The following is a 21,066-nucleotide window of genomic DNA, read 5'->3' as shown; positions in this document are numbered from 1 at the left end:
ATGTGTGCAGCACCTACCCAGGGTCAGGCCATCCCGGCCGGCGTCGATGTGGAGAAGGAAACGGTCATCACCGGCCGTGTCCTGAGCACCGACGGCCAGCCCGTCGGCGGCGCGTTCGTGCGTCTGCTCGACGGCAACGGTGACTTCACCGCCGAGGTCGTGGCCTCGGGCACCGGTGATTTCCGCTTCTTCGCCGCGCCGGGTTCGTGGACCCTGCGCGCGCTGTCCTCGTCGGGCAACGGCTCCGCCGAGATCAGCCCCGAGGGCGCGGGCATCCACGCTGTGGATGTCGCGGTCGCGAAGTAAGAAAGCTCACAACGGCCCTGGTAGTTCCTGTGCGGGAACTACCAGGGCCGTTTTCGTATCCGTTGCCGGGAGTAGCTAGACTCCGATTGTGGTCATCTTCTTCGAGGTACTCCTTGTTGCCGTGTCGATTCTCATCGGCTGGTTCGGCCTTTACGTCCTCTACCGCCTCTTCACCGAGTCATGAGCGGGCTCGCTGGCGAAGGTAACGAACCGGCCGAGCGAGCGAGCAACGAGCAAGGCGCTCCGGCCGAGCGTCGTAGTGGCGACGAGGCAGTGAATGTCGCGGCGGAACGGGCCAAAGAGACCGGCGCCCGCAACATTTCGGTGCTGCCTGGTCTTCCCCTGCCCGAGGACACGGCCAACCTGCGCCTCGGCCCCGACCTGAACCACGCCATGCTCGCCCTGCTGCCGCTGGTCGGCGTGTGGCGCGGCGAGGGCGAGGGCAACCACCCCGCCGAGGGCGACTACCGCTTCGGCCAGCAGATCATCGTGTCCCACGACGGCGGCGACTACCTGGCCTGGGAATCACAGACCTGGAAACTCGACGCCGAGGGCGAGTACGCCGGCCCCGACCTGCGCGAGAGCGGCTACTGGCGAGTGGGCGGCGAGGGCGCCGACGAGCTGCTCGAGCTGCTGCTCACCCACAGCAACGGCGTCATCGAGCTGTACTACGGCCAGGCCCGCAATCATGCCTCCTGGGAGCTCGCGACCGACGTCTCCATCCGCAGCACCTCCGGCGTGGTGGTCGGCGGCGCGAAGCGCCTCTACGGCATCGTCGACAACGGCGACCTCGCCTACGTGGAAGAACGGGTAGACCCCGACGGCGCGCTCGTCCCCCGCCTGTCGGCGCGGCTGGTCCGCTACATCGGCTGAGATTCTTCGCGAACGGCCCGTCCAGATCGTTCTGGGCGGGCCGTTCTCGTCCTGACATGGAGCGACCCCCGAGCCTTTCCACTGCGTTCGATGAACGCGATGGTCCCGGTTGGATCGTCCGGGGGCTCGGGGGTCGGGTGACTGCCTGGGATTCGCTCAGCGCACCGCTGGGGAATCTCCCGCAGTGGAGCTGCTAGCGGGCAGCCACCTCACGCATCCGATGAACATACATTCTTCAGACCACCTCCTCTCTTGTGTACTGATGAATCTAGCCCCGCTCGGCGCGGTCGGCAATCGAATTAATTGTGATGCTGACCTGGGTGTATGCGTCAGGTCGTCGAGGATGTGGCGGTGTGGGGATATTCGATGTGGCAGGCGCCGGTCGCATCCACGGTGACGACGGTGTCGGCTCCGTGCCCGACCGGGAGCTGGTGGGTGACAACTACAACGGTGCGCTCGGGGCCGACGAGGCCGCTGTCCACATCGAGCAGTTCGCGCAGGAGTCGATCGCCTTCGGCGGCGGACAGGTGTTCTGTCGGCTCGTCGAGGAGCAGCGTGTGCGCGGGGGCGACGAGGGCGCGGGCCAGCAGGATGCGTCGACGTTGACCACCGGATACGGCGGCCGCACCCGCGGTGAGCGAGGTGTGCAGACCGTCCGGCAGCGAATCCAGCCACGGGCCGAGACCGACTGTGCGCATCGCGCTCTCCGCCTCGTCGAGGGTGAGGTCGCCACGTGCCACTCGCAGATTCTCCAGAAGCGAGGTGCCGAACAGGTGCGCGTCCTCCGCGAAGAACGTGACCCCGTCCCGAGGCGTATCGAACAGGCCCGCCCACGCCATCAGCAACGTCGTCTTGCCCGCCCCGCTCGGCCCGACAACAACCACCCGCGACCCCGTGGGCATCGGTATCCGCCTGGCTGTGGCCACCGGTCCCTCGTCAGCGACCTCCGACCGCGCGCATTCCCGAATCCCCAGAGATCCCCGGTCGACGTCAGCCGGAGCAGCCTCGACCGCCGCCCACTCGCGGCGCTCGCTCCCGCCGCTGTCAGCGCCGACAGCGCCGCGGGTTCCCGCCGAGATCCCGCGGAGGCGATGCAGGGCCGCACGGGACGTGGTGAGGGTGGTCGCGGCGGCGGGAAGCGCGCCCACGGCTTCGAAGGCCGACAGCGGGACCAGCACCAGGATCGTCAAAGCCATCGGGGTCATGCCGCCGGCAAGCCCACCGGTCGGCCCGTACACGGCGATGCCGACCAGCAGCGCACCGAACGTGCTGACCCCGATCGACAGCGGAGTGGCCGCGGCCGCCCACGCGCTCCGCGAGGCAGCCGAATCCTCCGCGATCACCGCACGCTGAGAAGCCTTGTCCGCCACTACGAGGGCCGCGTCCAGCCGCCCCGCGACACGGAGCTCGGCGGCGTGATCGAGCACCGTGAGCCCCTCGGCGGTGAACTCGGCCCGATCGACCCGCACCGCCCGCTCGGCCTCTCGCGCGGCCACCGCCGACATCCACGGCGCGACAATCCCCGAAACACCCAGCGCGACAGCGAGGATCACCGCCGCCAACGGCGAGATCGTCGCGATCAGCCCCACGGCGGCCAGCGACAACACCACGGCGACGGCCACCGGCACCAGTACCCGAACAACCACCGCCCCGAGATCGTCGATATCGGCGCCGATCCGGACGAGCACATCCCCGCGCCGCAGCCCTCGACCCGAGCCCGATGGCAGGTCAGCGCGGCTCCGGTCTCGCCACCACCAGACGTCCGACTGCGCCAGCGTGCGATACACCGAGGTCCGGGCCGTTGTCATCGCCCGCAGCGCCACATCGTGGGTGGCCAGTCGCTCCAGATACCGGCACAGCCCCCGCGAGATACCGAGCGCCCGCACCGCGACCACCGCGACGCTCAGATCCAGCACCGGCGGCATCTGCCAGGCCCGCGCGATCAACCACGCGGCCAGCGCGGCCAGCCCGAGCCCACTGCCCAACGCCGCCACGCCCCAGGCGATCGCCACCGCGACCCGCGCGGGCGACAACGCGAGCAGCCGCCACATCTCCCGCAGATCGCCGATCACGAGACCTCCACCCCGTCCCCGCGACCCGCTGACTTACCGGAGGAGCCCACCTCGCGCCGTGCCTCCGAGTCGGCGCCAGGCGGGGGTTCGCTCGCTGCCACAGGATCTGAGGCGTCGACCGTGCGGGCGGAAGTCGGCCGGATGGTGTCGGTGCCAGGTGCGGAACTGCGCGTAGCCACCGAATCCGGCGTGACAACTGCAGGCGTGCGACCCGCGACGACCTCGATCACCACATCGCCCGCTGCCAGCACGGTCGGACGGTGGGCGACGACCACGACGGTCGCACCGGCGGCGGCGTAGTCGCGCAGGGTGGTGAGCACACGCTGCTCGCTCTCGGGGTCGAGGTGGGCGGTGGGTTCGTCGAGGAGCAGGATCGGGCGGTGAGCGGCCAGGACGCGGGTGAGAGCGAGGCGTTGGCGTTGTCCTAGGGACAGGCCGGTGCCGTTCTGACCGACGACGGTGTTCCAGCCGTCGGGGAGCTCGGCCAGCACGCTCTCGAATCCCGTTGCGGCGCTGACGGCTCGAAGATCATCGGCGGTCGGGTCCGGGATGGCCCCGAGCAACTCGACATTCTCGCGCAAGGTCCCGGGAACCAGCACCGGCCGCTGCGGCAACCAGGCGATCCGACTCCACCAGCTGTCGAGGTCGAGTTCACGAACATCGGCGCCGTCGACGAAGACCGCGCCTTGATCGGGTTCGACCAGCCCCAGAATCGCTTGCACCGTGGTCGATTTCCCGCACCCGTTCGGCCCGGTCAGGACGGTCACCAGTCCGGGTTCGAGCACCGCCGTCAGTTGATTGGGCGCGACTCCTGTCCTGGCGGCAACAGACAAACCGCGCAAGGTGATTCGCGCCGGCCCGACACCCCTGTCAGGAAGTCCGGCCACGGCCGTCCGGCTGCCGGAGGCGATGACCTCGCCCCAGGCGGCACGAGGAGGCGCCGACTCGGCCCGCCGGGGCGGTTCGAGCACCGCGAAAGCCCGGTCAGCCGCGGCCATTCCGTCCTGCGCCGCATGGAACTTCTCCCCCACCTGCCGCAGCGGCCAGTACACCTCCGGCGCGAGAATCAACGCCACCAACCCGCTGTACAACGCCATCTCCCCGAACACCAACCGCAGCCCGATCGCCACCGCGATCAACGCCACACTCAGCGTCGCGAGACTTTCCAGCACCATCGAGGACAGGAAGGCGATCCGCAGCGCGCGCATGGTCCGCTGTCGCAGCGAATCGCCCAGGGCCTGCACCTGATTCACCATCGACGGACCGTCCGCCCCCTCGCGGCCGAGGGCGCGCAGGGTGGGCATGCCCGCGAAGAGGTCCAGGATCTGGTCCGACAACCGGGTGGTCGCCGCCAGCGTCGCCTCGGCCCGCCCCTGGGTGAGCAGCCCGATCAGCACCATGAACACCGGGATCAACGGCACGGTGATCACCGCGATCAGCGCCGAGGTCGGATCGTGCAGGGCGATGACCACCAACACCACCGGCGGCACCAGACAGGCCAGCAGCAGCGCGGGCAGATAGCCGGTGAACCAACCGCGCAAACCGCTGAGACCGTTGCCGACGACGACCGCGATCTCCGTTCGCCGCACGTCCAGTTCCCGCGGCGGCAGTTCGGCGCCTGCCCGCAGCACCGCCGTCTCCAGCTCCGCGACCACCGCGCTGCCGGCTCGATGGGCCAACCGCGCCTGCCACCAACTCGCCACTCCCCGCACCGCGACGGCTACCGCCAGGACAGCCAATTCCGTGGTCCACGCACCGAACTCACGCCGGCTCGGATCCGTGATGACCCCGGCGAGCACGCGTCCCAACACGATGGCGATCACCACGATCGTCGCCGTGATCACCAGCGCCAGCGCGACAGCGATCACCAGATGCGGCCGCGCCGACCGCGCGTACCGCCACAACCGCGGATCCACCGGTCCGCGCCTCGACCGTTTCGGCGTCCCCTCGCCCGGCCCCGGTCCATCCTGCGACAAGCTCTCCGACACCACAGCGTCCGACCTTTCGCGAGCGACCATTTCCCGAGACAGGGCCGACGCCATCGGTCAGCCCTTACCGCTGCGCGGCAAACCCACCGGCGGCGGAATCTGTTCGACCCGAATCCGCTGCCGGAATACCCAATAGGTCCACCCCTGATAAATCAGCACCACCGGCGTCGCGATCACCGCCGCCCAACTCATCACCTTCAACGTATACGGCGTGGACGACGCGTTGTAGATGGTGAGGTCGTAGAGCGGGCTGATGGTCGAGGGCAGCACATTCGGAAACATCGACCCGACGATCAACACCGTCACCGAGACAACAGTAAGTGTGGTGCCGACAAAGGCCCATCCGTCACGCCCCGCGATATTCGTCACCGCGGCGAGCACGAGTCCGAGCACGGCAGTCGCCAGCACGATCCAGGTCCACCCGGCGCCGTAGGCGAGCTGAGTCCACAACCCGAATCCGCCGACCACTACTACAGTGGGAATCAGCAGCGACTTGGCAATTCGCACAGCGTCGGTCCGAACCTCACCGGCGGTCTTGAGCACCAGGAATACCGCACCGTGGAGCGCGAACAGCACAGCGGTAGCCAACCCGCCGAGCAGCGCGTACGGGCTGAGCAGATCCCCCACCGATCCGACCATCTGCTTCTCCGCGTTCAACGGCACGCCACGCACCATATTCGCGAACACCCATCCCCAGAGCAGCGCCGGAATCCACGACCCGATCCCGATCCCGATATCGCACCAGGCCCGCCACTGCGGATCATTGATCTTGCCCCGGTATTCGATCGCGCACACCCGCAGGATCAACGCGACCAGCAGGAGCAGCAGCGCCAGATAGAACCCCGAGAACATGCTGGCGTACCACTCGGGAAACGCCGCGAACAGCGCACCGGCGGCGGTGATCAGCCACACCTCGTTGCCGTCCCAGACCGGCCCGATCGTATTGAGCACCACGCGCCTGCGCGTATCGGAGCCCTTACCGAGAATCGGCATCAACATGCCCACCCCGAAGTCGAATCCCTCCAGCACGAAGTAGCCGGTGAACAGCACGCCGATCAAGAGGAACCAGAACTGTTGCAGACCCATCGTCGGCTCCTAGTACGCGAAGGAAAGTTGGGGAGTATCCGAGTCGGTCGAACTCTCGGCATGTGTCTGCGTGTCCGGCCCCGCCACGACGTACCGGCGCATCAGGTAGAACCACACCAGCGCGAGCGCGCCGTAGAGCAGGGTGAACACCGCCAGCGAGAACAGCACGGTCGTGGCATCGTGTTCGGAGACCGCCTGCTGCACCGTCATCCGAATATTCGGGTCGCCGGTCGGATTGGGCGCCACCGCCCACGGCTGACGCCCCATCTCGGTGAATACCCACCCGGCGGCATTGGCCAGGAACGGCGTGGGGATCGCGAGCAGGCTCAGCCAGGAGAACCACCGCTGATTCGGCACCCGGCCACCGCGCGTCACCCAGAACCCGGCCAACAGCAGCAGCACCGACCCGCCTGCCAGCCCGATCATGGCGCGGAAGGACCAGTAGGTGACGAACAGGTTGGGCCGGTAGTCGCCGGGCCCGTAGGCGACGTTGTAGGTCTTCTGTAGATCGACCACGCCGTCGAGCGTCACCCCACTGAATTCGCCCTTGGCGAGGTAGGGCAGCACGTAGGGCACCTCGAGCACGTGGATCACGCCGTCGCAATTGTTGTGTGTGCCCACGGTGAGAACGGAGAAGTCGGGGTCGGTCGCGGTGTGGCACAACGATTCCGCCGAGGCCATCTTCATCGGCTGCTGCTCGAACATCAGCTTGCCCTGAATATCGCCGGTGAAGATCAAGGCGACGCCGGAGAGCGCGACCACCACCAGGGCGAAGCGCCCGACCGGCCGCCACATTGTTTGCGCCTCTTCGAGTTTCGCCGGATCGGCACTGCGCGCGTTGCGCACCATCCACCAACCCGCGATGCCCGCGACGAAAGTTCCCGCGGTGAGAAAGGCGCCCGCCACCACATGCGGAAACGCGGCCAGAGCCGTGTTGTTGGTCAACAGCGCCCAAATACTTTCCAGCTCAGCGCGTCCGGTCTCCGGGTTGTACCGAGCGCCCACCGGATGCTGCATGAACGAATTGGCCGCGATGATGAAGAAGGCCGATGCGTTCACCCCGATGGCGACGATCCAGATCGTCGCCAGATGCACCAGTCGGGGCAGCCGGGTCCACCCGAAGATCCACAACCCGATGAATGTCGACTCCATGAAGAAGGCGATCAGCGCTTCCAACGCCAGCGGCGCACCGAAGACGTCGCCGATGAAGCGGGAGTATTCGCTCCAGTTCATCCCGAACTGGAATTCCTGCACGATGCCCGTCGCGACCCCGAGGGCGAAGTTGATCAGGAACAGCTTGCCGAAGAATTTGGTGAGCCGGTACCAGCGCTCATTGCCCGTGACCACCCAGGCGGTCTGCATCATCGCGATCAGCGGAGCGAGTCCGATGGTCAGCGGGACGAACAGAAAGTGGTAGACGGTCGTGATCCCGAACTGCCACCGGGAGACATCAAGGGTGTCCATCCGACCTCCACCGATCTACTACGACAACTTGTAGTAGATGGTACGCCGGGATTCACCCCGTTCGAGCGTGACAACCGCCACGGCACGCGGAAACCGTTCCCGCAGGGGCACGCCCACCCGTGCCCCACACAGGGATCACCAGTCCCCGATTGTCCCCGGCCGTTCGATGCCGAGATCGACCATATCGATGATCTCCTGGGCATTGTCGGGCGCCGACATGCGCACGCCGTCGAGCTGGTTCACTCGCGCGGCGAGGGTGATACTCGACAGCAGCCAGATGCTGTCACAGTCGAAGAGGTCCGCGGTGAACAGCGTCTGGTACTTGCACTCCCAGCCCGCCTTCTCCGCCACGTTGAACAGCGCGCGCTGCGTGACGCCGGGCAGCACGCCGCTCTTGGCGGGCACGGTGATCAGTTGCTTGCCGCGAGCGATCACCACCGACGAACGCGGCCCCTCGAGAACCTTGTGTTCGGTGCTGTGGAAGATCACGTCCTCGGCGCCCATACGCCGGGCGAACCGCAGCGCGGCCATATTGGTCGCGTACGACAGCGTCTTCGCGCCGAGCAGCTGCCACGGCGCCGCCTGCGCGAGGTCGACCGAGATGCCACGCGCCAGCGACATCACCTTCACGCCCTCGGCGCGCGCCGTCTCGACCCGCGCGGGCACCGGGGAGACGAGCACATACGCGGTGGGCTGCGGGTCCTCCGGCGCCAGTTCCGAGCGCGGCGCGTCGAATTCCGAGTCGCGACCGCGCGTGTAGATCAGCCGCAACATTCCTTCCTCTTCCGAGCCCCATTCCTTCACAGCCAGCTCTACCGCCGTGCGCCATCTCGACAGTCCCGGCTCCGGTAGTTCCAGCGCCTGCGCCGAACGACGCAGCCGCGCCAGGTGGAATTCCAGCGCGGTGGCCGTGCCGCCGCGCACCAAAATCGTTTCGAATACTCCATCGCCGCGAAGGGCGCCGATGTCGTCGGCATAAAGCGACGGCACGTTCGCGTCAGCGACCGTCCCGTCGAGTGTCACAAGAACCCGTTCTCCCATGCGCCGAGCGTAGGCGTTATCGCTCTGTTATGCCTATGGCTGCAGCGAATCGAGCTCGCGACGCGCGTCGCGAAGAAGACCGCGTGCGGCGCATGTCGGCAGACGCGCCTACAGTGGGTGTCGTGTCACAGGTCGTCGTCCCCAGTCCTGTTCTCCATACGCCGGGTGCCGTCGCGGGTGTTCCCGACACTCCGGACGCCGCGGTCGCCTGGCATTACGGTGACCCTTTCGGTGAGCAGAAGGCTGCCGCGCAGCAGGTCGCGGTCGTGGACCGCTCCCACCGCAGCCTCGCCACGATCACCGGCGCCGAGCGCCTGAGCTGGCTACACACCATCACCAGTCAGCACATCGCCGCGCTGCCCGACGCGCACAGCGCCGAGACCCTCGACCTCGATCTCAACGGCCGAGTCCTCAATCACTTCGTCCTCACCGACCTCGACGGCACGCTGTGGCTCGATACCGAGGCCGACCGCGGCGCCGAACTGCTGGCGTTCCTCAAGAAGATGGTCTTCTGGGCCGATGCCAAGCCGGAGGACGCGCCGGATCACGCCGTGCTGAGCCTGCTGGGCCCGCGCGTGGACACGCTGCTCGACGCGCTCGGCATCGCGGAACTGCCGGAGACCTACGTCGCCGTGGCGCTGCCCGGTGGTGGATTCCTGCGGCGGATGCCGGACTCCTTCGATCTGATCGTGCCCCGTGCCGAGCTCTCGACGTGGTGGGCCAGGCTCACCGCGGCGGGAGCCGCTCCGGCGGGCATGTGGGCCTACGAGGCGCTGCGCGTGGCCGCGCTGCGGCCCCGCATCGGCATCGACACCGACGAACGCACCATCCCGCACGAGGCCCGCTGGATCGGCGGCATCGACGAGCACGGGGCCGTCCACCTCAACAAGGGGTGCTATCGCGGCCAGGAAACCGTGGCCAGGGTGCACAACCTCGGCAAGCCCCCACGCAATCTCGTGCTGCTGCACCTCGACGGCTCGGCCGACGAGCGCCCGGCGACCGGTGACGACGTGACAGCCGCTGGCCGCACCGTCGGCCGCCTCGGCACCGTCGTCGACCACTACGAACTCGGCCCGATCGCCCTGGCGCTGATCAAGCGTTCGGTCCCCGCGGGCACCGAATTGGTGGTCGGCACCATGGCCGCGGCCATCGACCCCGACTCGATCCCCGCCGACGACACCGAGCAGGCGGGGCGCGCCGCCGTCAACCGGTTGCGCGGGCGATGAACCGTCCGGTCATGCGCGTCGGCGATACCGGCCGCGTCGAGGCCGTGTGCGTCGTCCACGCCGAGATCGAGGTGCGCACCCGCGTCGGCCGCACGGCCATCGACAAGCGTCCGGTCGACGGCCGGGTCGCCGTGGCCGCGCTCGGCCTGCACGGTGACCACGTCTGCGACACCGCCCACCACGGCGGCATCGACCAGGCCGTCTACGCCTACGCCGACGAAGACGCCCGCCGCTGGGCGAGCGAACTCGATCGCGAACTGCCCGCAGGGTGGTTCGGCGAGAACCTACGGCTGACCGGTCTGCCGGTCAGCGACGCGGTGCTCGGCGCGCACTGGGCGATCGGCGACACCCTGCTCGAGGTCAGCGCGCCGCGGGTGCCCTGCGCGACCTTCCAGCAGTGGTCGGGCGAGCAGCGGTGGGTGAAACGCTTCGCCCTGCGATCCGACACCGGCGCCTACTTCCGGGTTCTCACCGAGGGCACGATCGGTGCGGGCGACGAAGTCCGCGTCGTCCACGTTCCCGAACACGGCATCACCGTGCGGGATCTGTTCACCGGCGCCGACCCCGCGCGCCTGGAACGCCTGCGCGCGGAGGAACCGACCATCTCCGCCGACGTGCGCATGCAGATCGACCGCCACACCCGAACCCGCACCGACGTCACCGTGGAGGCCCGCGCATGAGCGTCGAACTGGTCGAAGTCGTCCGTTCCGGCTTCCGTGAGTGCGTCCACCGCGGATCCGTCGTCATCCTCGACGCCTTCGGCACCCCCACCCTCGAACTCGGGGAGATCCACGGCCCGATCTTCCCGCGCTCCACCAACAAACCGATGCAGGCATTGGCCCTGCTGCGCAACGGTTTCGACCCCGTCGACGACGACGAGCTCGCCATCGCCACCGCCTCCCACTTCGGCGAGCCCGACCACATCGCCCTGGTCCGTCGTCTGCTCGACCGCTTCGGCTTCACCGCCGAAGACCTCGCCTGCCCACCCGACCTGCCCTTCGAGGAAAAGGCCCGCGCCGCCGCGATCACCGGCGACGGCCAGAGCCCGCTGTACATGAACTGTTCGGGCAAACACGCCGCGATGCTGGCGACCTGCGCGATCAACGACTGGCCGCGCACCGGGTACCTCGAGATCGAGCACCCGATCCAGCAAGCGGTACTGGCCACCGTCGCCGACGTCACCGGCGAACCGGAGACCGATCTGGGTATCGACGGCTGCGGCCTGCCGATCGTGCCCGTCTCGCTGATCAACCTCGCGCGCGCCTTCGCCGGCTTCACCACGGCCGAGTCCGGTACCGCGCCGCGCCGGATCGCCGACGCCGTTCGGGCGAATCCACGAGTGATTTCCGGCACGAGCGGGCCGGATCTACTGGCCATGTCGGCAACCCCCGGACTGTTCTGCAAGATCGGCGCCGACGGCGTGCACGCGGGTGCGCTACCCGACGGAAGGGCCTTCGCGTACAAGATCGAAGACGGTCACGATCGGGCCCGGATGCCGCTGACGCTGGCGATTCTGCGCGAACTCGGCGTCGAGTGGACCGATCAGCACACCCGGCTCGCGGCCACCGCGGTGCTCGGCGGCGACGCCAGAGTCGGTGTGATCCGCGCGATTCCGGGAGTCTTCTGAGACCGGGCAGTCTGGGCGAAGTAGGGGCAAACCGGGGCGCTTCGACAGGTCTTCACCCACTCCTGGGAGCGCGACGCTCTGACACACGCTAAAGTGTCTGTCAGGAAGAGTATTAATTCGAACGGGGCCGCCAACAAACCCCAGGCCGCCCCGCAGTGACGCGAGGGGGTCAGCCATGGGCCGTGGCCGGGCTAAGGCAAAGCAGACCAAAGTCGCACGTGAGCTCAAGTACAGCTCCGCGCCGACCGACTTCGCGAGCCTTCAGCGCGAGCTGTCGGATAGCGATGCTCCGCCCTACTCCCAACCCAGGAGTAGTGCAGTGCTGTCCGATGAGCATGATGCGGACGAGTCGCCGTCTCGTTGGAACGACGAGGACGACGGCTACGACAGCTGGCGCCGCTGACCTGACAGCGACGAAGGGGGAGGCCTGAGGGCCTCCCCCTTCCAGCCGTTCTCAGGTGAGTGACGACAGGCTCGTAGTAGCAGTTACGGCGAATACCTGAATACACGACGAGCGTCCTGTGCACACACAGGACGCTCGTCGTGTTCGCCGCCTCGAGGCCCCGACCACCCCGAGCCGACGGGCACGAACCCTCCAGCTATGGGTTAGCCACTCGGTGGCCGGAACAAACCCGGGACGCACACGAGCCGGGCCGCTCATCGCGACCCGGCTCGGTGGTAAATCGAAAGATCAGAACCTGGGGTGATCGCCCAGCAGCACCGCACGCGGCGCGGCGACATCGGCGGCCTTCTTGACCTGGCCCAGCGTCCAGCAGTCGATGTGGCGGGCAGTGAGCACCGCCAGCGCGCGATCGGCGTCCTCGGGCGCCACGATCGCGACCATGCCGACGCCCATGTTGAACGTCTTCTCCATCTCGATCCGCTCCACGCGTCCGCGCTGGGCGATCATCTTGAACACCGGCGCCGGGTTCCAGGTGCCACGATCCAGCTCGGCCACCAGGCCCGCGGGCAGCACGCGCGCCAGGTTGGCGGCCAGGCCGCCGCCGGTGACATGCGAGAAGGTGCGCACATCGGTCTCGGCGATCAGCGCGAGGCAGTCCTTGGCGTAGATACGGGTCGGCTCGAGCAGTTCCTCACCGAGGGTGCGGCCGAACTCCTCGACGTAGCCGGTGAGCGACATCCGGTCGATGTCGAGCAGCACCTTGCGCGCCAGGCTGTAGCCGTTGGAGTGCAGACCCGAGGAGCCCATCGCGATGACGACATCGCCGGGACGCACCCGGTCGGGGCCGAGCACCGCGTCGGCCTCGACGACGCCGACGCCGGTGGCGGACAGGTCGTAGTCATCGGGATCCATCAGACCCGGGTGCTCGGCGGTCTCGCCGCCGAGCAGCGCGCAACCGGCCTTGATGCAGCCCTCGGCGATGCCGGACACCAGCTCGGCGACCTTCTCCGGGATGACCTTGCCGATGGCGATGTAGTCCTGCAGGAACAGCGGCTCCGCGCCACACACCACCAGGTCGTCGACGACCATGGCGACCAGGTCGAGCCCGACGGTGTCGTGCTTGTCCAGCGCCTGGGCGACGGCGATCTTGGTGCCGACACCGTCGGTGGAGGCGGCGAGCAGCGGCTCCCGGTATCCGCCCTTGAGCGCGAACAGCCCGGCGAAGCCGCCGATACCGCCCTGCACCTCGGGTCGGCTGGCCTTCCTGGCCAATGGTCCGAACAATTCGACGGCGCGGTCACCGGCTTCGATGCTCACGCCTGCCGCAGCGTAGGAAGCGCCTGCACCGCTGGGTGTCTGTTCAGTCATTGTGGGGGAAAGCTCCAAACCGAATCGGCGGATAGATGCCTAGTAACTCTAAGTGATCCGCCCATCCCGTCGTCGTGCGGCTCTCGCTCCTTGCCCAGTCCGACGCAGAGCGCGGCCCCAGCATCTGCCCGAACCGCTGGCCCCGTCAGCCATCGCGTCAGCCCGGAGGGAGATCCAGACCGTTCGTCAGTTCATCGAATCCGCCGCCCATCAGATTGTCGGCGCCCCGCATCTCCTGCGCATAACGCCTGAGCGTATTGGCCAGATCCACCATATCGGCCAGCAAAGTGGCCCGCTGCTGCGTCAGCACCGCGACGTATTCCGGAAAAACCAGGCTCGCATCATCAACCCATGCTGCGCCGCCCTGCCCGATCGCATCGAGCGGAGCGATGGTCTTCCGATGAAACGTCGCCCACACTTCCGTCTCCAGATAGCCGGCGGCCGCTTCGATATCTTCAGGGCTTGCCGATAAGTTGCTTTCAGGCTCTGGTGCCACGATTACCCCTCCCCAATCTGTCGTGCACGCGCTAGACTACCCGCCGTCACTCGTTGAGTCCAGACATAAGCCCTGGGGGGTAAAGCAATGCAATTCGGCGACGCACGCAACTGGAAGCATGAGAATATCGAGTCGCTAGGACGGGACCTCAACAGGTTTTATATTGCACAGAATATTGCGTATCTAGGTTTGCAAGATGTTCGAAATAGATTATCGGGCTGGTCCGGACCGTCGACGACCGCCGCGTTTCAAAGAATCGACGAATTGATACGGATCACCCAGGGGCAGGAGAACCGAAATATCTTCGCCCACACCAGATTTGGCGAGATCAGCACCAAGGTCGAAGAATTCGAGCTCGGTATCAAGAGGTTGCTGGAAATTGCTGAAACATCCGGCTACGACCTGATGGACGACGGGACAGCCATTCGTAAAGAAGGTTCGTCGAGCACTGGCGCCACCCAGGAAGAACTCGAGGTCAGTGCCCGCGCCTATGTGTCGGATGCAGATGAGCAGGACCTGATAGCTACCGATCTCCTACGCGGCATGGTGGAGTGATGATCGTAATGCGCAAGAACGGGTGGCCGCCAATTCTGGCCGCTGTCGCGATATCACTCGTATCGACTTCGTGTGGAAATAGCGAGCCGTCTTCTATGACGGAAAAGACGCTCTTCGCGTATTCCACTGCGGAGTCGGTCGTCGTCAACGACGGGCCGACGGAGGTGGTGCGACATAAGACCCGAATGGGCTCGCGGTCGAGTCCTGCCTTCACCTCCGATTCTCGGTTCGTGAGCTGGGTCGTGGAAGCAGCGGGCAGCGGCCTCGTCAACGTACTGGCAACGGGTAACGGCGAATTGACCACGGCGCGTTGTCGGTGCGATCGGGTCGTCGCGGTCGCCGACGGCGCCCTTGCCTGGTTGGAGAAACCGACGGATACACGCCTGCCCGAGCACGTGATGCGGTGGAACCCGGCGGAGGAGACCTCGGCGCCGGAAATTTGGCGCACGCTGCCGGTGTGGTCGGTGCCGCGGACGGATGAGGAGTACATGGCGCGGCAGAGCTTCCTCATCGATTCGTTCGACGATCGACTGTTGCTCAGTGGCACCGCCTTCGCACGAGGCGACTTCAGTGCGAGCAATCTACTGTTCGAGCTGGCAGCGGACGGCTCGATCAAGCAGCTCGGCGCGCTCGACGGCATGACCGCCCAAGTCGACGGTGTCTACAGCCCCGATGGCAGCTCGGTTCTGCTCTACAGCAACAACGACGTGGACAGTAGCTGCGTTACCGCACGGATCATGACTGTCGATCTGATTACCGAGTCTCGACAGCATGCCGATCCCGCCTTCGGCGGATGTGCGTCCGTGAAATGGGTCCGCTGGCCCACATCGGGACCGGTGGCCACCGTTTCCGATAAGGCGACGGGCTACCAGCAGTGGCAGCGGCGCGATGCCGTCTGGCAATCGAGTACGGCATCCGTCGCCGACACGATGACGTCACCCGGCGTGGTGGTCGAGCTCTCCCCCACCCGCGAGCTACACCTGGTGCGGGAGGGGGAGAGAACACTGCTCGGCAAAGCTGTCGACACTGTCACCCTTGCCGGAGCCTGATTCGAGCCTCGCTCGTCAGTCGGACGCTCCCGAACCGATCTCGGCGCGGCGGCGTCGCTGTTCGACCGGGTCGGGGACCGGGACGGCGGCGACCAGGCGGCGGGTGTACTCGTGTTGGGGGTTGCGCAGGATCTGTTCGTTGTCGCCTTCCTCGACGCAGGCCCCCTCACGCAGCACCATGATCCGGTCCGCGAGCTGGTCGACGACGGCGAGGTCGTGGCTGATGAACAGACACGCCCAGCCGCATCCACGCTGCAGTTCGGCGAACAGTTCGAGTACCGCCGCCTGCACCGAGACATCGAGCGCGCTGGTCGGCTCGTCGGCGACGAGCAGATCCGGGTCGAGCACCAGCGCCCGCGCCAGGCTGGCCCGCTGACGCTGTCCGCCGGACAGTTCGTGCGGATACCGATTCTCGGTGCCCGCGGGCAGCCGCACGTCGTCGAGCATGTGCCGCACCCGCGCGCGGACGCTCGCCTTGTCGCCGATGCGGTGTACGACCAGTGGCTCGGCGACGCATTCGCCGACGGTCAGGCGCGGGTTGAGCGAACCCGCCGGGTCCTGGAACACGAACCCGAACCGCCGCCGGATCGGGCGCAGTTTGCGCTGGGACAGATCCGCGATGTCCTGCCCGCGAATCAGCACGTGCCCCTCGCTCGGCCGTTGCAGCGCGGCCACACAGCGCCCGATGGTCGACTTGCCCGACCCCGACTCGCCGACCAAGCCGAGGGTCTCCCCCGGCCTGATCCGCAAGCTCACGCCGTCGACCGCACGAAACGCCGGCCGACCGAACGGCCCGGGGAACGTGACGACCAGATCCTTCACCTCGAGCACCGGCTCGACGGTCCGGTCGATCGTGGGCCGCTCGATGGTCGCCGCACCGAGATGCGGAACGGCATCGAGCAGCGCCCTGGTGTAGTCGGCCTTCGGACTGGCGAACAGTTCGTGCACCGGCGCCTGTTCGACCACCTCGCCCGCGCGCATCACCACCACCCGGTCGGCGAGGTCGGCCACCACACCCATGTTGTGGGTGATCAGCACGATCGCACTGCCGAGTCGATCGCGCAGATCGCGCAGCAGTTCCAGGATCTCGGCCTGCACGGTGACATCGAGCGCGGTGGTCGGCTCGTCGGCGATGATCACCTTCGGTTCGCACGAGATGGCGATCGCGATCATCACGCGCTGCTTCTGCCCGCCGGAGAGCTGATGCGGGTAGTAGTCGACCCGATGCTCGGGATCGGGCAGTCCGACCGTGCGCAGCAGCTCGATCGCCTTGGCCTTGGCTGCTTTTCGGCCCATGCCGCTGTGGGCGCGCAGGGCCTCGCAGATCTGGAACCCGACGGTGAACAGTGGGTCGAGCGCACGCGCCGGTTCCTGGAACACCATCGACACCTCGCCACCGCGCAGGGCGGTGAGCTGTCGCTCGGTCATGGAGGTGACGGGCCGATCGCCGATGGTCACCAGCCCGCGCACCGAAGCCGAATGCGGCAGCAGCCCGATCGCGGTGCGCGAACTCACCGACTTACCCGACCCGGACTCGCCGACGATCGCGAGCACCTCGCCGGGGAACACCTCGTAGGACACATCGCGCACCGCGTTCACGGGTCCGCTGTCGGTCGAGAAGGTGACCGACAGTCCCGAAACAGCCAGTGCGGCGGTCTTTTCACTCATCGACTGTGTCCTTGTCTGCCGAGGTGACCGCACGCCTGGTGCGCAACAGCGGGTTCAGCGTTTCGTCGAGGCTCTCGCCGACCAGCGTCATCCCGAGCACGACCAGCACGATCGCGGTTCCGGGGAAGATCGAGGTCCACCAGATGCCGTTGGAGACATCGTTGAGCGCCTTGTTCAGGTCGTAGCCCCATTCGGCGGCCTGGGTCGGCTCGATGCCGAACCCGAGGAAGCCGAGCGCGGCGAGGGTGAGGATGGCGTCGGCGGCGTTGATCGTGACGATCACCGGCAGCGAGCCGGTGACGTTGGACAGGATGTGGCGGAACATGATTCGCGCCGTCGAAGCACCGGTCACCCGGGCGGCGTCCACATACGGCTCGGTCTTCACCGCGACCGTCGCGTTGCGCACCACCCGGAAGTACTGCGGCACATAGACAACCGTGATCGCGATGGCCGCCGACAGCATGCCGCCGAGACTGCTCGACGTACCACCGGCGACGACGATCGACACCACGATGGCCAGCAACAACGACGGAAACGCGTAGACGGCGTCCATGATCAGCACCAGCGTCTTGTCGATCCAGCGCCCCACGAACCCCGACAGCAGGCCCAGCGGCACGCCGACCAGCAGCGACAGCGTCACCGAGATCGCGATCACCAGTAGCGCGGTGCGCGCGCCGAACAGCACCCGCGAGAGCACATCCTCGCTACGCACCGACGTACCGAACCAGTGCTCGGCCGACGGACCCTGCTGCGGCACGAAAGCCACACCGTCAGCAGAGTTCTGGGCCAGTCCGTAGGGTGCGAGCAACGGCGCGAACGCCGCCACGAACACGAACGCACCGACCAGCACCAATCCGGTGATGAGCGTGACTCGTTGCAGCCCCGATGTTTTCGACAGCAGCTCGGCGCCGGGTAGACGCCGACGTTGCACAGCGGTGGTCATCTAGAACCTCACCCTCGGGTCGATCAGCGCGACGATGGCGTCGACGACGAAGCTCATCACCGCGACGACCAGCGCGATGAACGCCACGATGCCCTGCACCGCGATGAAGTCGCGCGCCCGCAGATACTCGGCGAGCTGATAGCCCAAGCCTTTCCATTCGAACGTGGTCTCGGTGAGCACCGCACCGCCGAGCATCATCGCGATGCACATGCCCATCACCGTGATGATCGGGATCAGCGCGTTGCGCACCGCGTGCCTGCCGGTGACCACCCGCGTGGACAGCCCGCGCGCCCGCGCCGCCTCGACGAAATCACTGCGCAGCGTCTGGATCAGGTTCACCCGCACCAGCCGCAGGAAGATGCCGCCGGTGAGCAAGCCGAGCGCCACCGCGGGCAGCACCGCGTGTTCGAGCACGTCGAGCACATAGGACGGTTCGCCGTAGAGGATCGCGTCGATGATCAGGATGTTGGTCTTCGGCGAAACATGTTGCAGCGCGAGCTCTACATCCGTGCTGGCACGGCCGCCGACCGGGAACCAGCCGAGCCACACCGAGAAGATCAGCTTGAACAGCATGCCCACGAAGAACACCGGCGCCGCGTAGGCCAGCACCGCGGAGAACCGCAGGAAGGCGTCCGAGGCTGTATCCCGATGTGTCGCAGCGTATCTGCCCAGTGGCACACCGACGGCGAAGGCGACGAGCAGACCCCAGAAGACGAGTTCGAAGGTGGCGGCACCATAGGTGATCACCACATCGCTGATCGCCTGATTGTCCTGTGTCCGTCCGAAGTCTCCGTGCAGGAAGCCGGTGATGTACTCCCAATACTGCGTCAGGATAGGGCGATTGAGCCCCGCGGCTTCCTTGCGATCCTCGATCTGGTCCTGGGTCAGTCGGCCACCCATGGCCGCGCTGATCGGGTCACCGATCACCCGCATCAGGAAGAACACCACTGTCACCAGCAACCACGCGGTCGGCAGAATCAGCAACAGCCGAATCAGCAGGTACCGCAGCAAAGCCACCTGGCGGGAACCCCCGCCGCGCATCCACCCGAAACGCTGCGCCCGGATCGGTGATCCGGGCGCAACGGCAACGTCACTCACTTGCCTAGGACCGTGAACCGGAACTTGAAGGAGCCGTCGAGGGTCTGATCCACACCGCTGACGCCCGGCTTCGACACCGCGACCTGCTTACCCGAGAGCAACGGCAGGGTCGGCAGATGGTTCTGCGCGAGATCGGTCTGGATCTTCTTCAGCAACTCGATCCGCTTGGTCGCGTCGGACTCGGTGGCCTCGGCGGTGAGCTGGGCGTTGATGCCGGGGTTCTCGAAGTGCGACTGCAGGAAGTTGTTCGGGCCGAAGAACGGCGTCAGGTAGTTGTCGGCGTCCGGGAAGTCCGGGAACCAACCGAACTGGTACATCGGGTACCCGTCGGAGGCCCGCTCCTTCTGGTAGGTCACCCACTCGGTGGACTGCAGGTTCACCTTGAACAGACCCGAGGCCTCGAGCTGGGACTTGACCGCCGCGTACTCCTCCGAGGAGCTGGAGCCGTAGTGGTCGGGGTTGTACTGCAGGTTCAGCGTCACCGGGGTGGCGACGCCCGCTTCGGCGAGGTACTTCGCGGCGGCGACCTTGTCGGGCTTGGCGCCGTAGAGATCCTTCAGCGGCTCGGCCGACCCGGCCATGCCCGAGGGGACGTAGCCGAAAGCGGGCTGGTAGGTGCCCTTGTAGACACCGTTGGCCAGCGCCTCACGGTCGACGGAGGACGCGAATGCCTTGCGCACGGCCAACTTCTGCGCCGACGTATTGCCCGGCATGGTGTTCATGTTGAACACCACGTAGCGCAGCTCGCCGCCGGGGCCGTCGGTGACCTTCACCTTGGAGTCGGCCCGCAGGGAGTCGATGTCGGTGGGGGTGAACGAGCGGTAGCCGACATCGATGGCGCCGTTCTGCAGGTCCAGCTTCAGGTTGTCGGAGGTGGCGTAGTACTTGGTCGACACCGTCGCGGTCTTCGGTGCGCCGAGGATGCCCTGGTAATCGGGATTGGCCCGGTATTCCACCAGCTTGTTCTTGTCGTAGCTGGAGATCGTGTACGGGCCGGAGTAGCCCTTGGCCGCGACGACCTCGTCGTCGGTGGCGACCTTGTCGGCCGGGAACACCGCCTCGTCGACGATGGGGCCCGCCTGGGTAGGCAGGATGGTCGGGAAGGTCTGATCGTTGGCGACCTTCAGGGTGAACGCGACGGTGAGATCGTCGACCACGTCGGTCTTGTCGAGATTGCCGAGCAGCGACGCGGGACCGTGCGGATCGTTGATCTTCACCATCCGGTCGAAGGAGAACTTCACGCTCTTGGCGGTCAACGGGTTACCGCTGGCGAATTTCAGTCCGGATTTGATCTTGCAGGTGTAGACCGTCGGAGTGGTGAATTCGCACTTTTCCGCCGCATCGGGTTCGGGCGTGGTATCGCCCGGTGCGAAGTTCAGCAGATACGAATAGATCTGGTTCTCCACCAGCAGCGAACCGTTGTCGTACGCCGCGGCCGGGTCGAGCGAGAAGATCTTGTCGGTGGTGCCGACGACCAGGCCCGCACCGGAGCCCGCTTCATCGGTGCGGCCGGAGCCACAACCGGCCAGCGCGGCGGCGACAGCGGCGGTAATCCCCACCGCGGCAATTCGTTTCGCGCGCATGCTTCGTGCCTTGTTCAACATCAGGTCCCATTCTCGAACGCCGCGCAGTCGTCGCCCCCGGATCACAGGAGCGACGACTACATGGTGAGCTAGCGATATAACGAGGGACCGTACAGGTGAACCATTACCGCCCAGTTTCAAATGGTCCGAATTATTGCCGCCATGTTATGAACTAATCTTACGAAATTACCGGTTACCGGAATTACCTTCGTACACAACA

18 protein-coding genes and 1 pseudogene are annotated in these 21,066 nt (G+C 66.7%); 8 read left to right on the top strand and 11 right to left on the bottom strand.

Annotation, left to right across the window (positions count from 1 at the left end; all coding sequences use genetic code 11):
* Nucleotides 1-306 carry a DUF1416 domain-containing protein gene (locus QX204_RS01165; RefSeq protein WP_056818727.1) on the top strand — a complete coding sequence of 102 codons (306 nt, stop codon included), beginning with the start codon at nt 1-3 and terminating at the stop codon, nt 304-306.
* A gap of 180 nt (nt 307-486) precedes the next feature.
* Nucleotides 487-1,179: a heme-binding beta-barrel domain-containing protein gene (locus QX204_RS01160; protein WP_301904785.1), complete on the top strand. Its 693-nt coding sequence runs from the start codon at nt 487-489 to the stop codon at nt 1,177-1,179.
* A gap of 329 nt (nt 1,180-1,508) precedes the next feature.
* Here QX204_RS01160 and cydC read toward each other — a convergent pair whose 3' ends face one another.
* From cydC to QX204_RS01135, 5 genes and pseudogenes are all read right to left on the bottom strand, one after another.
* Nucleotides 1,509-3,230, bottom strand: coding sequence for a thiol reductant ABC exporter subunit CydC (gene cydC, locus QX204_RS01155; protein WP_301908220.1), 1,722 nt, complete (start codon nt 3,228-3,230; stop codon nt 1,509-1,511).
* 17 nt (nt 3,231-3,247) lie between these two features.
* A complete protein-coding gene (gene cydD, locus QX204_RS01150; RefSeq protein WP_301904784.1) occupies nt 3,248-5,167 on the bottom strand; it encodes a thiol reductant ABC exporter subunit CydD in 1,920 nt (639 codons plus the stop codon).
* Nucleotides 5,168-5,296: 129 nt separating this feature from the next.
* Nucleotides 5,297-6,325 carry a cytochrome d ubiquinol oxidase subunit II gene (gene cydB / locus QX204_RS01145; RefSeq protein WP_301904783.1) on the bottom strand — a complete coding sequence of 343 codons (1,029 nt, stop codon included), beginning with the start codon at nt 6,323-6,325 and terminating at the stop codon, nt 5,297-5,299.
* Nucleotides 6,326-6,400: 75 nt separating this feature from the next.
* Nucleotides 6,401-7,789, bottom strand: a pseudogene (locus tag QX204_RS01140) (cytochrome ubiquinol oxidase subunit I); the annotation flags it as partial.
* A 135-nt stretch (nt 7,790-7,924) separates the two neighbouring features.
* Entirely contained in the window at nt 7,925-8,830 is a 906-nt protein-coding gene (locus QX204_RS01135) for an aminodeoxychorismate lyase (RefSeq protein ID WP_056818736.1), read from the bottom strand.
* Between the two features lie 92 nt (nt 8,831-8,922).
* Between QX204_RS01135 and QX204_RS01130 the strand changes: the two genes are divergently transcribed.
* The 4 genes from QX204_RS01130 (at nt 8,923) to QX204_RS01115 (ending at nt 12,086) form a co-directional block, all read left to right on the top strand.
* On the top strand, nt 8,923-10,056 hold the full coding sequence (locus tag QX204_RS01130) for a CAF17-like 4Fe-4S cluster assembly/insertion protein YgfZ (protein ID WP_301908219.1): 1,134 nt from the start codon (nt 8,923-8,925) through the stop codon (nt 10,054-10,056).
* An 11-nt stretch (nt 10,057-10,067) separates the two neighbouring features.
* A complete protein-coding gene (locus QX204_RS01125) occupies nt 10,068-10,736 on the top strand; it encodes an MOSC domain-containing protein (RefSeq protein WP_301904782.1) in 669 nt (222 codons plus the stop codon).
* Nucleotides 10,733-11,683 carry an asparaginase gene (locus QX204_RS01120; RefSeq protein ID WP_301904781.1) on the top strand — a complete coding sequence of 317 codons (951 nt, stop codon included), beginning with the start codon at nt 10,733-10,735 and terminating at the stop codon, nt 11,681-11,683. Before QX204_RS01125 ends, QX204_RS01120 begins: the two co-directional genes overlap by 4 nt.
* Nucleotides 11,684-11,858: 175 nt before the next feature.
* Nucleotides 11,859-12,086 (top strand): DUF3073 domain-containing protein, encoded by a 228-nt coding sequence (locus QX204_RS01115; RefSeq protein WP_301904780.1) that lies wholly within the window; start codon nt 11,859-11,861, stop codon nt 12,084-12,086.
* 288 nt (nt 12,087-12,374) lie between these two features.
* On the opposite strand, the gene purM is transcribed toward QX204_RS01115, so the two are convergent.
* Both purM and QX204_RS01105 read right to left on the bottom strand, forming a co-directional pair.
* Nucleotides 12,375-13,454, bottom strand: a complete 1,080-nt coding sequence (gene purM, locus QX204_RS01110; RefSeq protein WP_056818742.1) for a phosphoribosylformylglycinamidine cyclo-ligase — start codon at nt 13,452-13,454, stop codon at nt 12,375-12,377.
* Nucleotides 13,455-13,611: 157 nt separating this feature from the next.
* Entirely contained in the window at nt 13,612-13,950 is a 339-nt protein-coding gene (locus tag QX204_RS01105; protein WP_301904779.1) for a hypothetical protein, read from the bottom strand.
* Nucleotides 13,951-14,037: 87 nt separating this feature from the next.
* Here QX204_RS01105 and QX204_RS01100 point away from each other — a divergent pair, with 87 nt between their 5' ends.
* On the top strand, nt 14,038-14,505 hold the full coding sequence (locus QX204_RS01100) for a hypothetical protein (protein ID WP_301904778.1): 468 nt from the start codon (nt 14,038-14,040) through the stop codon (nt 14,503-14,505).
* Between the two features lie 8 nt (nt 14,506-14,513).
* Nucleotides 14,514-15,554 carry a hypothetical protein gene (locus QX204_RS01095; RefSeq protein WP_301904777.1) on the top strand — a complete coding sequence of 347 codons (1,041 nt, stop codon included), beginning with the start codon at nt 14,514-14,516 and terminating at the stop codon, nt 15,552-15,554.
* Nucleotides 15,555-15,569: 15 nt separating this feature from the next.
* Here QX204_RS01095 and QX204_RS01090 read toward each other — a convergent pair whose 3' ends face one another.
* Genes QX204_RS01090 through QX204_RS01075 form a run of 4 tightly spaced genes read right to left on the bottom strand, consistent with a single transcriptional unit; the run spans nt 15,570 to nt 20,846 of the window.
* On the bottom strand, nt 15,570-17,222 hold the full coding sequence (locus tag QX204_RS01090; RefSeq protein WP_301904776.1) for an ABC transporter ATP-binding protein: 1,653 nt from the start codon (nt 17,220-17,222) through the stop codon (nt 15,570-15,572).
* The gene (locus QX204_RS01085) at nt 17,215-18,165 is read right to left on the bottom strand and encodes an ABC transporter permease (RefSeq protein WP_301904775.1); all 951 of its coding nucleotides are present in this window, start codon (nt 18,163-18,165) and stop codon (nt 17,215-17,217) included. Before QX204_RS01085 ends, QX204_RS01090 begins: the two co-directional genes overlap by 8 nt.
* Nucleotides 18,166-19,206 (bottom strand): ABC transporter permease, encoded by a 1,041-nt coding sequence (locus tag QX204_RS01080; protein WP_301908218.1) that lies wholly within the window; start codon nt 19,204-19,206, stop codon nt 18,166-18,168.
* A 53-nt stretch (nt 19,207-19,259) separates the two neighbouring features.
* Nucleotides 19,260-20,846, bottom strand: coding sequence for an ABC transporter substrate-binding protein (locus QX204_RS01075; RefSeq protein WP_301904774.1), 1,587 nt, complete (start codon nt 20,844-20,846; stop codon nt 19,260-19,262).
* Nucleotides 20,847-21,066: the final 220 nt, after the last annotated feature.

Origin of the sequence: Nocardia sp. PE-7 (assembly GCF_030486425.1) — a bacterium.
GTDB classification, from domain to species: domain Bacteria; phylum Actinomycetota; class Actinomycetes; order Mycobacteriales; family Mycobacteriaceae; genus Nocardia; species Nocardia salmonicida_A.
This window is presented reverse-complemented; position numbering and strand designations above follow the sequence as displayed.

What these genes read in the sequence shown, in the direction of transcription:
- QX204_RS01125 (WP_301904782.1), top strand. Translation starts at nt 10,068, where the DNA reads ATGCGCGTCGGCGATACCGGCCGCGTCGAGGCCGTGTGCGTCGTCCAC.
- QX204_RS01130 (WP_301908219.1), top strand. Translation starts at nt 8,923, where the DNA reads ATGTCGGCAGACGCGCCTACAGTGGGTGTCGTGTCACAGGTCGTCGTC.
- QX204_RS01165 (WP_056818727.1), top strand. Translation starts at nt 1, where the DNA reads ATGTGTGCAGCACCTACCCAGGGTCAGGCCATCCCGGCCGGCGTCGAT.
- QX204_RS01090 (WP_301904776.1), bottom strand. Translation starts at nt 17,222, where the DNA reads ATGAGTGAAAAGACCGCCGCACTGGCTGTTTCGGGACTGTCGGTCACC.
- QX204_RS01135 (WP_056818736.1), bottom strand. Translation starts at nt 8,830, where the DNA reads ATGGGAGAACGGGTTCTTGTGACACTCGACGGGACGGTCGCTGACGCG.
- QX204_RS01075 (WP_301904774.1), bottom strand. Translation starts at nt 20,846, where the DNA reads ATGCGCGCGAAACGAATTGCCGCGGTGGGGATTACCGCCGCTGTCGCC.
- QX204_RS01080 (WP_301908218.1), bottom strand. Translation starts at nt 19,206, where the DNA reads ATGCGCGGCGGGGGTTCCCGCCAGGTGGCTTTGCTGCGGTACCTGCTG.
- cydC (WP_301908220.1), bottom strand. Translation starts at nt 3,230, where the DNA reads ATGTGGCGGCTGCTCGCGTTGTCGCCCGCGCGGGTCGCGGTGGCGATC.
- QX204_RS01095 (WP_301904777.1), top strand. Translation starts at nt 14,514, where the DNA reads ATGCGCAAGAACGGGTGGCCGCCAATTCTGGCCGCTGTCGCGATATCA.
- purM (WP_056818742.1), bottom strand. Translation starts at nt 13,454, where the DNA reads ATGACTGAACAGACACCCAGCGGTGCAGGCGCTTCCTACGCTGCGGCA.
- QX204_RS01160 (WP_301904785.1), top strand. Translation starts at nt 487, where the DNA reads ATGAGCGGGCTCGCTGGCGAAGGTAACGAACCGGCCGAGCGAGCGAGC.
- QX204_RS01100 (WP_301904778.1), top strand. Translation starts at nt 14,038, where the DNA reads ATGCAATTCGGCGACGCACGCAACTGGAAGCATGAGAATATCGAGTCG.
- cydB (WP_301904783.1), bottom strand. Translation starts at nt 6,325, where the DNA reads ATGGGTCTGCAACAGTTCTGGTTCCTCTTGATCGGCGTGCTGTTCACC.
- QX204_RS01115 (WP_301904780.1), top strand. Translation starts at nt 11,859, where the DNA reads ATGGGCCGTGGCCGGGCTAAGGCAAAGCAGACCAAAGTCGCACGTGAG.
- QX204_RS01120 (WP_301904781.1), top strand. Translation starts at nt 10,733, where the DNA reads ATGAGCGTCGAACTGGTCGAAGTCGTCCGTTCCGGCTTCCGTGAGTGC.
- QX204_RS01085 (WP_301904775.1), bottom strand. Translation starts at nt 18,165, where the DNA reads ATGACCACCGCTGTGCAACGTCGGCGTCTACCCGGCGCCGAGCTGCTG.